The sequence below is a fragment of the Photobacterium sp. WH77 genome (assembly GCF_022014395.1).
GTDB lineage: Bacteria > Pseudomonadota > Gammaproteobacteria > Enterobacterales > Vibrionaceae > Photobacterium > Photobacterium arenosum.
In genome coordinates this window covers 1-13,197 of sequence record NZ_JAKLTE010000009.1, presented here as the reverse complement: position 1 = coordinate 13,197, position 13,197 = coordinate 1, and the positions used below count along the sequence as shown (strand labels likewise).

Sequence of the window (13,197 nt, the reverse complement as noted above, 5' to 3'; positions counted from 1 at the left end):
GGGCTTTTTTTTAAGGAGGTATAATGATTTACCGCCTCGCGCGTTCGGCCATGTTTCAGCTTGATCCTGAAAAAGCGCATGATTTGGCTATCAAGAACTTTTCTCGCTTCACCGGTACACCTCTCGATATTTTTTACCGCCAAAACCTCCCTGATCGTCCTGTTGAAGTCATGGGACTCAAGTTTAAAAACCCTGTTGGTCTGGCCGCTGGCCTGGATAAAAATGGCGAGTGTATTGATGCCTTTGGCGCGATGGGCTTCGGATTTGTTGAAGTCGGCACTGTGACGCCTAAACCTCAGCCGGGAAATGACAAACCCAGACTTTTTCGGTTACAGCCTGCAGAAGGCATTATCAACCGGTTCGGTTTCAACAATAAAGGCGTTGACCAACTGGTAGAAAATGTAAAGAAAGCCACGTTTGACGGAATTATCGGTATCAACATCGGTAAAAACAAAGATACACCGTTGGAGAAAGGGGTAGACGACTATCTGATTTGTATGGATAAAGTCTACGAGCATGCTGGCTATATCGTTGTGAATATCTCATCACCGAATACGCCTGGACTGCGTAATCTTCAATACGGTGAGGCATTGGATGATTTGCTGACGCAATTGAAGAGCAGACAAACATCGCTGGCTGAGAAGTTTGGCCGATACGTGCCGCTTACGCTGAAGATCGCGCCTGATCTCGAAGATCACGAGCTGATCCAGATTGCCGATTCATTGATCCGAAATGAGATAGACGGTGTGATAGGGACGAATACGACCCTGGATCGTACCCTGGTACAGGGAATGCCGCATTGTGATGAGGCTGGCGGCTTGAGTGGGCGTCCGCTGCAGCACAGAAGCACGGAAGTCATCCGCATGCTTAATCATGAGCTAAAAGGGCAAATCCCTATTATTGGGGTAGGTGGCATTGATTCAGCCATTGCTGCAAGAGAGAAGCTGCTAGCCGGTGCCAGTTTGGTCCAGGTATATTCAGGCTTTATCTATCATGGTCCTAAGCTGGTTAAAGATATCGTACTCAATTGTGATTTACGATAATGAGTGACGCTGTCACTAAACGTTAGCGTTTGTAAATCTGCCGTCATACAAACAACGCCCACTTTATGTGGGCGTTTTTTTGTTCCAACATCGGTAAAAAGCGGTATTTTGTCAAAATTACATAGCTTAACACTATGATCTTACAAATTTTTTCCCCTTTTATTTTACCACTTACTTAGTACAATTCCTTTTACGTACTTAATTTGCTTGCTTTGATCACAGTTAAGACACTGACATTGGAGCCTATCGTGTTAAAACCAAATAATTCATGGACGTGGTATTACGACCAGAAGAATGACTCTTTAATGCTCGACCTGGGCGAAGAGATGGTTTTCCGCGTTTCAATTCCGAGTAAACATCTTATTGCTTGCGCCTTTAACCGATGTGAGTTCACGGTTGACGATGCAAGTACCTATCAAACATACCTCGAAAATATTTCTGCGCTGGATTTGTCTGCTCCGCGTAAGGTCGAGCTGGCCTTAAATGCTGTCGCTGCCAGTCGTTTTCATAAACCCATGATGCCTAAAAGCTGGTTTTTTTCTCAGCAAGAGGGGGGGTATACGCCTCATAACGGCGAGATCATCGGGCTGGATACCGATTTCGGCTCTGCCCGTTACCTGGTTATTGAAAACAGCGGCTGTGCGAGCCTGTGCATGCTGGCGGATGTGGAATCTCATGTTCTGACGTCAGGGAAAGAAATGGAATTCTGCGGCATTATCAAAGTAATGAACGACAGAATGCAGGCCGTCCATTTAGACACAGAGCTTGGCCTGGCGCTGGTAGGCTAATCGTTGGCCTGGAAAAGTATATTTAACAACGATTTACAGCAATAGGCTTTAAAAGCACATTTCTATATATCCCCAATAAGCTATCAGCCACTTGTCATATAGTGCCTGGTTAATCAGCTGCTTTACGTGACCGGATTTAGCTGTCTGTGTCACGGCTCGATTCTCTGCGCCAATTCCCACACTCTCTTCTTATCTAAACACACGTGTTTTATCTCATGCCGCTTCTTGCACCTTGAACAGGCCTTTGGCTAAATCAGGGTGTTTTCTCAGCCCCTGTTCTCAACAGAGGGCGTCATGCTTTGCTATCAGCTATCAGCTATCAGCTATCAGCTATCAGCTATCAGCTATCAGCTATCAGCTATCAGCTATCAGCTATCGCCTTTTTGTCTTTTTAGCGGCTCCAGATACATCCGCTGCCGTGGGGATAATAGTCATCAGTGCAGCATCTGATGAATATCTATACGGGTATTGAGCGACATAACGTCATCTTGATGCAAAAAATCAGTAAAAATAGGGACTTTTTTATAGTTACTTGTCTTTTTTTTGGACAAAAAAACACCACTATTTTCCGGTAAATTATCGTTTATCTGGGTGGATATTTCCCTGTTTTCCTCATTTGTGAAAGTCCATTACAAACCCGAACAAGCGCATCATATTAAGTTTCCCAACAGGAAAGAGTTGCATCTGGAGCGAACAGTGCAGCGAGAGATTATTGTATATACATAGGTGTGGAGATAGCGAATGCTTACAAACATTGCTTGTGTTTGGCCGCTGTATCTTCAGTAATCACGCTGTCACCCTGATTACTGATTATTGTTAAGTCGTTGATTTTAATGGGTTTTATTTTACTGTTTCCGTGAGGAAACGATTTTCGGGCGTAGAGGTAAGTGCTTGCTAAATCCGTATTATGAATTGTATTCAAGGAGTTAGGCTAGGTTCGTTTCCTGTGGGAAACTATCTGCCTGGGTGAGATGCTCTGAAAAGTATGCGTTTATCTGTTTTGCTATCTTGGCGTGTGGCGGATTGCAAAGATAAACCGTCTGTGAAGTGGCAAACTGCGATTGTTAGCTTGATTTATACTCGAACAGTGCAGAAAAAATGACTGGCCGGCATAGCTGATACAGGCGCATATCTGTGAATTCAGGTATAATCGCGGGCAACATTTGTTTGAAAAGAAACCCATGAATCAATATCTCGCTATTACTTCCCGCGGTCTGGAAAATCTTCTGGCCGATGAACTGACTCAATTAGGTGCTGCACAAGTAAAAGTTGTGCATGCCGGCGTTCGCTTTTCCGCTGATCAGAATACGGCTTATCGTTGCTGTTTATGGACTCGTGTTGCATCACGTATCGTCCAGGTATTAAGCGAATTCAACGTCAGGAACGATCTGGATCTGTATCTCGGCGCGACAGCGATCAGCTGGGAGCAGTATTTCAGTTCCCGTACCCGTATTGTGGTCGACTTCAACGGTACTAACCGTGAAATCCGTAACAGCCAGTATGGCGCGATGAAAGTTAAGGATGCCATTGTTGACCGGTTTACCAAGGGAAATCAGCCTCGTCCGACAATTGACCGTGAACGACCTGATTTACGCATCCACGTGCGTTTGTCGAACGATAAAGCCATTGTGGGTTTGGATATGGCGGGGAGTGGCCTTCACCAGCGCGGGTATCGTACTGAAGCGGGTAAAGCACCATTGCGCGAGACTCACGCTGCGGCTTTGGTGATGAAAAGTGGCTGGACGCCAGAGAAGCCGTTGTTAGATCCAATGTGTGGCTCAGGCACATTATTGATTGAGGCTGCCATGATAGCAGCGGAAATTGCGCCGGGATTAAAGCGTAAGCGTTGGGGTTTTGAAGTCTTAAATGATTTTGACCAGGATGCCTGGCAAGAGATTCATGCTGAAGCCTCTGTGAAAGCCCGTCGGGGTGTGGCTAACGTCACAACATCTTTCTTTGGCCGCGAAATGGACAGGCGTATTCTGAGTGTGGCCAGAGACAACGCAGGCCGCGCCGGTGTGAGTGAGCTGATTGATTTCGAATACGGTGATGCCACCCAATTGGTTCGTCCTAACGGATTCGAGACCGGTGTGATTTTGTGTAACCCCCCTTATGGTGAGCGCTTGGGTACCACACCTGAGCTGATTGCGCTTTACACCGAGTTAGGAAATCGTCTCAAGCTGGCCTTTGCCGGTTCAGTGGCGTCGATCTTCTCATCGTCGAATGAATTGCTGAGCTGTATGCGTATGCGGGCCGATAAGCAGTTTAAGCTGCGTAACGGCGCATTAGATTGTGTGCTCAAGACATATCAGATCACTGCTGGTGGTGTTAAGCAGGTAGAGGGTGCTAAAGAAGGACAACTTGAAGAAACGCTGGTTGCACCGGATTTTGCGAATCGCCTGAAGAAAAACCTGTCGAAATTAGATAAATGGGCAAAGAAAGAAGAGTTGGATTGCTATCGGGTCTACGATGCCGATTTGCCTGACTACAATGCCGCGATCGACAAGTATGCCGACTATGTGGTGATTCAGGAGTACGCAGCACCTAAATCAGTACCTGAGGAAACGGCCCGCCGTCGATTGATGGATATTATGCGTGCCACCATCCAGGTGACCGGGGTTGACAGCGATAAAGTGGTGTTGAAGGTGCGAGAGCGCCAGAAAGGTAAAAGCCAGTATCAGAAGCTGTCTAATGCATCGCGTTATATGACGGTCAACGAATACGGAGTAAAGCTGCAGGTTAACCTGTTTGATTATCTCGACACCGGGCTGTTTCTGGATCATAAAATTACCCGTCGTCGTCTTGGCGAGATGTCAAAAGGCAAAGATTTCCTCAATCTGTTTGCTTACACAGGCTCGGCAACGGTGCATGCTGCTTGCGGTGGCGCTAAATCCACCACAACGGTTGATATGTCAAATACCTATCTGCGTTGGGCACAGGAAAATATGGCCTTGAATGGTCAGGTCGGCCGTCAGCATGAGTATGTTCAGGCGGACTGCCTGCAATGGCTGCAGGAAGTGGATGACACCTTTGATTTGATCTTCATTGATCCGCCGACTTTCTCTAACTCTAAGCGCATGAAACAGAGTTTTGATGTGCAGCGTGACCACATCATGCTGATGGAGAACCTGAAGCGAATGCTGCGCAAGGGGGGAGAGATTGTGTTTTCAAACAATAAACGCCACTTCAAGATGGATGAAGCGGCATTAGCAGATTTGGGGCTGGTGGCGAAGAACATATCTTCTGAAACACTGCCGATGGATTTTGCCCGTAATAAGCAAATTCATAACTGCTGGATTATTACCCATAAGGAAGGCGATGTTTGAGTCGCTGAAGTCGATAAACTAAGGATTGTTACTTGTCTATCATCCTCTACAGTACGGAGGGATGCCACCTCTGTGAGCAGGCGTATGCACTGCTTACGGAGGCTGGAGTTTCAGAGCAGGTAGATGTCGTTGATATTGCTTTTGACGACAACCTGTTTTCCCGTTACGGCGTCACAATACCGGTCGTATCTTTTTACGACAATGAATCTGTTTCTGAGCTTGGCTGGCCTTTCGATGCCGCTGAGCTGGCACTTTGGTTAAAGAGTCATGGCATTAATTAAAATCAGTAACGCGCAGCTTGCTTATGGTGATCATCCATTATTGGATCATGCCGAATTTCTGCTGCAACCTAATGAACGTGTTTGTTTGGTCGGCCGTAATGGTGCAGGCAAATCCACGTTAATGAAAGTCATCGCCGGTGAGGTACTGCTGGATGATGGCAGTATCCAGCGTATGAGTGAATTAAAGGTTTCACGGCTGGAACAAGATCCACCTCGCAATGCCGAAGGCACTGTCTTTGATTTTGTTGCAGAAGGTTTATCAGAAGTGGGTGGTTTGCTTCGCGAATATCACCACTTACTCGATAAAATCACCACGGATGCCAGTGAAGTACACTTTGCACAATTAGCTAAGGTACAGGAAAAACTGGATCATGCTAATGCCTGGCAGTTTGACAACAAAATCAGCTCTGTATTAGAACACCTCGAGTTAGATGCCGGCACTTTGCTGGCGGACCTGTCTGGCGGCTGGCAGCGCAAAGCCGCGCTGGCACGTGCTCTGGTGAGTGAGCCTGATATTCTCTTGCTCGATGAACCGACCAACCACCTGGATGTCGCCACAATTGAATGGCTGGAAGGTTTCTTAAAAGATTTCCGTGGTTCTATCATCTTCATTTCTCACGACCGGGCTTTTATTCGTTCAATGTCGACACGTATTGTCGATTTGGATCGAGGCAAGCTGAACTCATTCCCTGGCGATTACGATAAGTATCTCGACGCGAAGGAAGAGTTATTGCGGATCGAAAGCGAGCAGAACGCTGAGTTTGATAAAAAACTTGCGCAGGAAGAAACCTGGATACGTCAGGGCATTAAAGCGAGACGTACCCGTAATGAAGGGCGAGTTAGAGCGCTGAAGCAGCTTCGTGCCGAGCGCAGTGAGCGCCGGGAAGTGATGGGTAAAGCGGATATGCAGCTTCAAGATGCCCGTCGTTCAGGCAAGGTTGTCTTTGAAGCTGAGAATATCAGCTACCGTTACGACGACAAGCCTATCATTCATGATTTCAGCTTTAACGTCATGCGCGGTGACCGTATCGCCCTGATTGGGCCAAACGGCTGCGGTAAGAGTACTTTGCTCAAGCTCATGCTGGGCCAGCTACAGGCGACGGAAGGGCATTTTCACTGTGGTACCAAGCTGGAAGTGGCTTACTTTGATCAGTACCGCGAAATACTTGATCCCGAAAAAACCGTGCTGGATAACCTGGCAGAAGGTAAACAGGAAGTCACGGTCAACGGCCGCAGCCGCCATGCGTTAGGTTATCTGCAGGACTTTTTGTTCCACCCCAAAAGAGCGCGCACGCCGGTGAAGGCGCTGTCTGGCGGTGAGAAGAACCGCTTGTTGTTGGCCAAGTTATTCCTGAAACCCAATAATTTATTGGTTCTTGATGAACCAACAAACGATTTGGATATCGAAACTCTGGAACTTTTGGAAGATATTCTTGCCAATTATCAGGGCACTTTGCTCTTAGTGAGCCACGATCGTCAGTTTGTTGATAATACTGTGACCACAAGCTGGATTTTTGAAGGTCAGGGTGTCGTCAATGAATACGTGGGTGGCTACCATGATGCACAAGCCCAGCGAGCAAACTCTGCTGCGCAACGTGCAAAAGCACAGGCAGAAGAGCAAGCCGCCGAGAATAAAAAAGATGAAAGCCAACAGCGGCAGCAAGGGAGCCGGGATAAGCCGGGTAAGAAGTTGTCTTATAAACTTCTGAAAGAACTTGAAGAATTGCCGTCTCGTTTGGAAGATTTGGAAAATGAGATTGCCCAGTTGCAGGAAAAAATCAATGATCCTGCATTTTTCCAAAGCTCAACTGATGACACTCAAGTGACCCTGTCACGCCTGGCAGAGGCAGAGCAGGCACTGGAAGTCGCCTTTGAACGTTGGGAAGAACTAGAAGCAATGCAGAAGGAATCCTAATGCGACAGAAGATGTTCAAGTTTTCAGCGCTGGCAATTGTTGTTGCCAGCGTCACGCAGGCACAAGCGGCGGTTTACGACGTTGTTGAAGTGAGCGGTGATGCCAGTGGTGTATCAGCACTGCAGTATTACGATAAAAATAACAGTGATTTGGCCAGCCAGGTGCAGTTTTATGGGCAGGGGATCAGTCCGTCAACAGGCACTGAAAACTGCTTTGAAACCAGCTGTTCATCAACCAGTTATAAAGTTTTCGGTGAAAGCCGCTTTGGCAGTGACGGTATTGATATCCGCGATGAGATCCCATACCAGCTGGATAACTTCCAGCAGATCAATGATGAGTGGTCACTGGAAAGACACTGCAGCTCGGCATATGGATTTAACACCTGTGATACCTGGGCCGAGACTCGGTTTTTTGGTGTCGGTTATAACTCTGACAAACCGGAAGATGGTTCAGGTTATGGCGGCCTGCGCAGAGAGCAGTTTGCCTGGCAGAACAATTATTATGCTAACACGTTGCCAATCCTAGATAACGGTGCAGACGCTTTTGAGCGTGCCACTACGTTTGCCAATGATGTGGCAGGTTATGATTCAAGCGTGACACCGTCACTCGGTACGCTGGTGGATGGCGGCGATCATGTTTCCGCCAATGGTGCGGTCAGTGCTGTCGGTACCTCAACGTTGGGTGGCTATGCGTTGGGTGTGACCAGCTCGGCTTATTTTGCCAATAACAACCATTATGCCCGCCAGTTCAACAAGCGCGGCTTTGTGAATCTTGGCGCCAGTAAGGTTTCATTACTGCCGGTAGCCGGCAATGACCTGGTTAAAAACATGGGTCAGACATTAGCCTGGGATGCTGTTGAGTATCCTGCTGGTAATCTGCTGGTGGTTGGTAGCGCGGCGTTTGCCCCTTCAAACCTTAATGACAATATCAAGCTGCCTGATGACGTGCCGATCAACCGTGGCGACCTGAATAACTGTGTCACCAATGGCGCGACGCCAGGCACGATATTTAATTCATGGGCCTGTCAGTTTACTGTCTTCGCCAATGAGGCGGCATTCTGGAATGTTGATGGTTCAGCCACTTCAGAAGCTCAGTTAGTTGCAGCCCGTGCATCGGATCGACCAGCGTTAGACCCAGATGACAACAACCGTTCTTTCCAGGCATCAGCCCGGGCGGTTTCTCTGGTTGACGGTAAGCCTGTGATGGTGGGATACACCACCGACTCAGTGGACAACGATTATTATGCGGTGCGCGCAGCTATCTTTAAGCTGAAAGAGGGTGTGACTGGCACTCCAACCGCTGAGAGCTGGACGGTTTCTTACATTCCGAACCTGAATATTGAACAGGGTAATGACCGTATTTACCGCTATACCATAGCGACGGATATCAATGACCAAAATACAGTGATTGGGGTTGCTAAGCGAGCCAAGTCGACAGAGCGCTCTTATGCTGAAATGATGTATTTGTATGACGCGACGTCGAATTCGTTCAAATGGCTGGACTCATCCGTAAGCAGCATTTTCTTTGCCGGTGCCAATGGCTACCCAAGCGCGATCAACAATAGTGATCAGATTGTCGGTTGGGTTGATGCAGAAACGGTCAACCAGGTTAACGGCCGGCAACGTCGTCAGCGTGCTTTCACCTATCTGGCAGGTAGTGACGCTGTCACTGATGCACTGCCAGCGAAGTCAACCTGGATGCTGGATGACCTGACCAATGATGACAACATTAGTGGATCCGCAAACCAGTTCCGTATCGCTCAGGCTACAGGCATTAATGATGCGGGTGTTATTTCTGCGACAGCACTGAAGTGTGATGCGGGGTATAAGTCGCTCAGCAAGAATGCGGAGTGTGATGGGGATGAGCGTTTAGTTGCTGTTAAGCTGATTCCTCGCGTTGATGCTCAAGTGCAGCCAAGAGGCGATGATGAAAGTAGTGTAAGCCGCAAAGGGGGCTCCATTGGTATAGTGACACTGTCACTTATGGTGCTGCTGGGCTTACGTCGCCGAAAGTAATTTGTCAAAATTGTTCGATTTTTAATCAGGCTCACAAGTTGTGAGCCTGATTTTTTATGAAGGTTGATCTCTTCAGTTAAATATCCAATCCTTAAGGTGGAGTCACAAAAACTCCATCATTATGTAACGGTAATGATTAATATGAATAAGGATGAGGATCGAACTATGAAGAGACAAAAGCGGGATCGTATGGAACGCGCCCAATCTCGAGGCTATCAAGCTGGCATTAATGGTCGTTCCAGTGACGCATGTCCATATCAAACTGTGGACGCCCGTATGAACTGGCTAGGTGGCTGGCGAGACGCGAGAGAAGAATTGCAATCTGGCCGCGCAAAATAAAACCTTCACCCTCATATCCCTAACCATACAGAGCCCCTTTGGAGAGGGGCTTTACTTTATCTGCTGCAAACACGCAAAAAAGGCCGCGTGTGCGACCTTTTTGATATTGCTATAGCGCTAAACTTGAATTAGAAATTCGACGTGTCTTGAAACAAGCCAACTTTCAGATCTTTAGCAACATAGATTTCCTTGCCGTCAACCAACACTCGGCCGTCAGCAACACCCATAATCAGCTTACGGTTGATAACACGCTTCATTTGGATCTCATAGGTGACTTTTTTAGCTGTAGGCAGGATTTGACCCGTGAATTTCACTTCACCCACGCCCAGAGCACGGCCTTTACCTTCACCGCCAATCCAGCCAAGGAAGAAGCCAACAAGTTGCCACATTGCATCCAGACCCAGGCAGCCAGGCATGACGGGATCGCCAGGGAAGTGGCAGTCAAAAAACCAAAGATCAGGTTTGATATCCAGCTCAGCAATGATGAAGCCTTTATTAAACTCACCACCTTCATCAGTGATTTCAGCAATACGATCCATCATCAGCATGTTAGGTGCTGGTAATTGAGGACGGCCAGGACCAAATAATTGGCCTTGGCTGGAAGCGAGGAGATCGTCACGGTTGTAAGAATTGCATTTCTTCATTGGATGCTATTTTCTCTTTGAAATTATTGGGGCAATTTAGCTTACACCTGTACGCCTAACAACTCGGATCAGTGGTGGACCAACCAGTTTTTCATTTTGGTAAACCAACCTGAGCCTTCGTCATTATGACCGCTATGGAAGTGCGCTATACGTATAGCGATGACGTCTAAGAGTGTATCTTCATCGCTTTCTTGATTACTTTCGTCTCGACGGAAAGATTTACCTGTCAGTAAAGGTAGCGCATCATCCACGCTATTTACGGCCCAGATATGAAATTTACCGTCTTTAATTGCATTCAGGACTTCGTCACAAAGACACAGGTTACTCAGGTTTGTTTTCGGCAAGATGACACCTTGGTGGCCGGTTAGGCCCCGATAGGCGCAAACCTTGTAGAATCCCTCGATTTTTTCGTTTATACCACCGACTGCTTGTACACGGCCAAATTGATCGACAGCCCCTGTAACGGCGATTTGCTGATTGATGGGCTGCTGAGAAAGGGCTGACACCAAAGCACATAGTTCTGCTAAAGACGCGCTGTCGCCATCCACTTCGCTGTATGACTGTTCAAAAACGATAGATGCCGAGTACGGCAGCGGCTGGTCAAGGTCAAGGGCGGTACTGACAAAGGCCTGCATGATCATCATGCCTTTAGCATGAATATTACCTGCCAGTTCAGCCTTGCGTTCAACATCTGAAATGTCGCCATCACCAAAGTGAACCACGCAGGAAATTCGGGCTGGCTCGCCGTAAGCGACAGGGTGGCCAGGCATTTCGACAACAGTTAAACCATTAACCTGACCGATTTCTTTGCCATGGCAGTTAATAATAACCTGGCCGTGATGGATATCCTCGATGGCTCTCTCTGGCAAATATGAACTGCGGTATTCTCTGGCTTTCAGTGACTGCTGCAAGTGTTCGGCTGTAATCGGTTTGCTCTGGGATTCTATTGCTGCCTCACATAGCAGGCTTAGATGCCAGATAGGGCAAAGAGGTAAACGGTTTTGATCTTCTTCATGGCGAGCACCGGTACGCATCAAGAGTTTCAATGCGTCGTTGTCCGCCATGTCTGGTACCCCAGCTTTTTCAATCAGAGACTTCAGATAGGCTAAATATTTTGGCAGACTCTCTTGAGTAAGGCGCATATCCTGCTCAAACTCACCATACATGCTAAAGCCAGAAGCGATGTCGGGCTCAGCATTTTCCAGTTCTGCCATTAAGAATCTGTCACCAACCACGACTAATTTTACATTCAGTGCTTCAGCAGGTGGCAATGGGTAAAATTTCTTCTGAGTAACGGGTTGCCACTCCAGTTCGCCATTCATCAGTACCGCTTTGAGCCTTGGCCATAAGCTTGGGTTGGCAAGAATACTGGCGACAGACAATACTAAATAACCGTTGTTGGCTTGGTGAAGCAGACCATGCTTAACCTGAGGTTTCGTTAATTTGCCATCTTCTAAAGGTGGATACACGGCTCCAAACAGGTTGATGTCTGTGACATTGTCACCGGCTATTACAATAGGAGACTCATCTGACGGGCTTTTACCTGCTGAATCCCAATGCATCAGCAGATCAATGATATAGTCGCGGTAAACCTTGTTATCAGGTGCAGTAATTCTTAATAATCTGGGCTGGATATCAACTGCTGTGAATCGGCGTACGGCATCGCTCAGGCGATCTTGTAAAATGCCTGTCGGTGCAGGGGGGAGTTGTGCATACTGGTCCAGAATTGACTCATACTGAGTGTAATCTGGGAGCATGGTACGCCAGGATTCTTCTTGCATAGGCTTGATATAATTTCCGTTACTGTGAAAAAGACAGCAGTATAAAGGAATCGTTGTCCGCATAATAGAACAGGCATGGATTATCCTGCGATTCGGATGAGAATCAGCCAAAAGGCGTTCCTTCAAAGAGGGAGACATGCTTCTAAATCAATGTGCTATTGTGCTTCACTATCGATCTAGTTACACTGTCACTCTCTATTAATTGTAGACTTTACATACCCAAATAAGCGTCGATTATGAAATATCAGCAATTAGAAAACCTTGAGGCTGGCTGGAAGTGGGGCTACCTGGTAAAGAAGTACAAGGAAGGGGAAGCCGTTACGCGTCATATTGATACCAGTGAGGCCGAGGCCGCCGTGGCATCATTACTTGAGATAGAGCACGAACCAACCAAAGTGCTGGATTGGATTGGTCATCACATGTCTCCCGATCTTGAAAATAAAATGAAGCAGGCGATACGTGCGAAGCGAAAACGCCACTTCAATGCTGAGCAGGTCCATACACGCAAAAAATCTATTGATCTGGATTATCGTGTCTGGGAGAAGCTGGCCGATAAGTCGAAAGAGTTGGACTGTACCTTATCTGACACTATCGAGTATTTGTTGAGTGAAAGCACCAAGTCCCTGGAAGCCAATAAAAAGGTACAGGACATAAAACAAGACTTAAGTAAATTGCTTCAACTCGACTGATTCGCTATACCTAATATCATGCGCTGTTTGTTTGAGGAATAAGACGATGGAATATGTTCTTTTGCTGGCAGTTGCTGTGTTGATCCTGGTTTTTAAGGATCGCCCAGTAATGATGTTAAAATTTGAGCAAGGTGAGTTGAAACAGACGAAGGGGAATGTCCCCAGTGGATTCTTACATGGGTGTAAAGATATTGCCCATCGGGAGCCATTTACTGGGCAAATCAAGGTTTATAAGAATAGGTTTACGACAAAGCTGGTTTTCTCGAAAGATGTTCCAGCAAAAGTGAAGCAAAAGATCCACAACGTGTTTCCGTTTTCTTCTAACAACAAGAAATCAGGCCGGAGACAAGCCTAGATTCAGGCCTGCCAAGAGCAG

At 47.2% G+C, this 13,197-nt stretch carries 11 protein-coding genes; 9 read left to right on the top strand and 2 right to left on the bottom strand.

Annotated elements, in window-relative coordinates; all coding sequences use genetic code 11:
- Positions 1–23 precede the first annotated feature (23 nt).
- The 7 genes from pyrD to rmf all read left to right on the top strand — a co-directional run bounded on the left by pyrD (position 24) and on the right by rmf (position 9,707).
- Complete coding sequence (gene pyrD, locus L6J37_RS10920) at positions 24–1,043, top strand: quinone-dependent dihydroorotate dehydrogenase (protein ID WP_237795104.1); 1,020 nt, start codon at positions 24–26, stop codon at positions 1,041–1,043.
- A gap of 248 nt (positions 1,044–1,291) precedes the next feature.
- Positions 1,292–1,831 carry a cell division protein ZapC gene (locus L6J37_RS10915; protein ID WP_192017085.1) on the top strand — a complete coding sequence of 180 codons (540 nt, stop codon included), beginning with the start codon at positions 1,292–1,294 and terminating at the stop codon, positions 1,829–1,831.
- Between the two features lie 1,181 nt (positions 1,832–3,012).
- Positions 3,013–5,157: a bifunctional 23S rRNA (guanine(2069)-N(7))-methyltransferase RlmK/23S rRNA (guanine(2445)-N(2))-methyltransferase RlmL gene (rlmKL, locus tag L6J37_RS10910; protein WP_237795103.1), complete on the top strand. Its 2,145-nt coding sequence runs from the start codon at positions 3,013–3,015 to the stop codon at positions 5,155–5,157.
- A gap of 32 nt (positions 5,158–5,189) precedes the next feature.
- Complete coding sequence (locus tag L6J37_RS10905; RefSeq protein WP_027252204.1) at positions 5,190–5,438, top strand: glutaredoxin family protein; 249 nt, start codon at positions 5,190–5,192, stop codon at positions 5,436–5,438.
- Complete coding sequence (locus L6J37_RS10900; RefSeq protein ID WP_237795102.1) at positions 5,425–7,353, top strand: ABC transporter ATP-binding protein; 1,929 nt, start codon at positions 5,425–5,427, stop codon at positions 7,351–7,353. Before L6J37_RS10905 ends, L6J37_RS10900 begins: the two co-directional genes overlap by 14 nt.
- Positions 7,353–9,368, top strand: a complete 2,016-nt coding sequence (locus L6J37_RS10895) for a DUF3466 family protein (protein WP_237795100.1) — start codon at positions 7,353–7,355, stop codon at positions 9,366–9,368. The genes L6J37_RS10900 and L6J37_RS10895 overlap by 1 nt, the downstream gene beginning before the upstream one ends.
- Before the next feature lie 165 nt (positions 9,369–9,533).
- Positions 9,534–9,707, top strand: a complete 174-nt coding sequence (gene rmf / locus L6J37_RS10890; RefSeq protein WP_027252207.1) for a ribosome modulation factor — start codon at positions 9,534–9,536, stop codon at positions 9,705–9,707.
- 128 nt (positions 9,708–9,835) lie between these two features.
- Here the strand turns inward: rmf and fabA are convergent, their stop codons facing one another.
- Entirely contained in the window at positions 9,836–10,351 is a 516-nt protein-coding gene (gene fabA, locus L6J37_RS10885; protein ID WP_027252208.1) for a bifunctional 3-hydroxydecanoyl-ACP dehydratase/trans-2-decenoyl-ACP isomerase, read from the bottom strand.
- A gap of 68 nt (positions 10,352–10,419) precedes the next feature.
- The gene (locus L6J37_RS10880; protein ID WP_218385857.1) at positions 10,420–12,132 is read right to left on the bottom strand and encodes an AAA family ATPase; all 1,713 of its coding nucleotides are present in this window, start codon (positions 12,130–12,132) and stop codon (positions 10,420–10,422) included.
- A 236-nt stretch (positions 12,133–12,368) separates the two neighbouring features.
- Here L6J37_RS10880 and matP point away from each other — a divergent pair, with 236 nt between their 5' ends.
- Both matP and L6J37_RS10870 read left to right on the top strand, forming a co-directional pair.
- Positions 12,369–12,821, top strand: a complete 453-nt coding sequence (gene matP, locus L6J37_RS10875; RefSeq protein ID WP_192017090.1) for a macrodomain Ter protein MatP — start codon at positions 12,369–12,371, stop codon at positions 12,819–12,821.
- 46 nt (positions 12,822–12,867) lie between these two features.
- Positions 12,868–13,176, top strand: a complete 309-nt coding sequence (locus tag L6J37_RS10870) for a DUF3634 family protein (RefSeq protein ID WP_192017091.1) — start codon at positions 12,868–12,870, stop codon at positions 13,174–13,176.
- Positions 13,177–13,197: the final 21 nt, after the last annotated feature.

What these genes read in the sequence shown, in the direction of transcription:
- pyrD (WP_237795104.1), top strand. Translation starts at nt 24, where the DNA reads ATGATTTACCGCCTCGCGCGTTCGGCCATGTTTCAGCTTGATCCTGAA.
- rlmKL (WP_237795103.1), top strand. Translation starts at nt 3,013, where the DNA reads ATGAATCAATATCTCGCTATTACTTCCCGCGGTCTGGAAAATCTTCTG.
- L6J37_RS10900 (WP_237795102.1), top strand. Translation starts at nt 5,425, where the DNA reads ATGGCATTAATTAAAATCAGTAACGCGCAGCTTGCTTATGGTGATCAT.
- L6J37_RS10895 (WP_237795100.1), top strand. Translation starts at nt 7,353, where the DNA reads ATGCGACAGAAGATGTTCAAGTTTTCAGCGCTGGCAATTGTTGTTGCC.
- rmf (WP_027252207.1), top strand. Translation starts at nt 9,534, where the DNA reads ATGAAGAGACAAAAGCGGGATCGTATGGAACGCGCCCAATCTCGAGGC.
- fabA (WP_027252208.1), bottom strand. Translation starts at nt 10,351, where the DNA reads ATGAAGAAATGCAATTCTTACAACCGTGACGATCTCCTCGCTTCCAGC.
- L6J37_RS10880 (WP_218385857.1), bottom strand. Translation starts at nt 12,132, where the DNA reads ATGCAAGAAGAATCCTGGCGTACCATGCTCCCAGATTACACTCAGTAT.
- matP (WP_192017090.1), top strand. Translation starts at nt 12,369, where the DNA reads ATGAAATATCAGCAATTAGAAAACCTTGAGGCTGGCTGGAAGTGGGGC.
- L6J37_RS10870 (WP_192017091.1), top strand. Translation starts at nt 12,868, where the DNA reads ATGGAATATGTTCTTTTGCTGGCAGTTGCTGTGTTGATCCTGGTTTTT.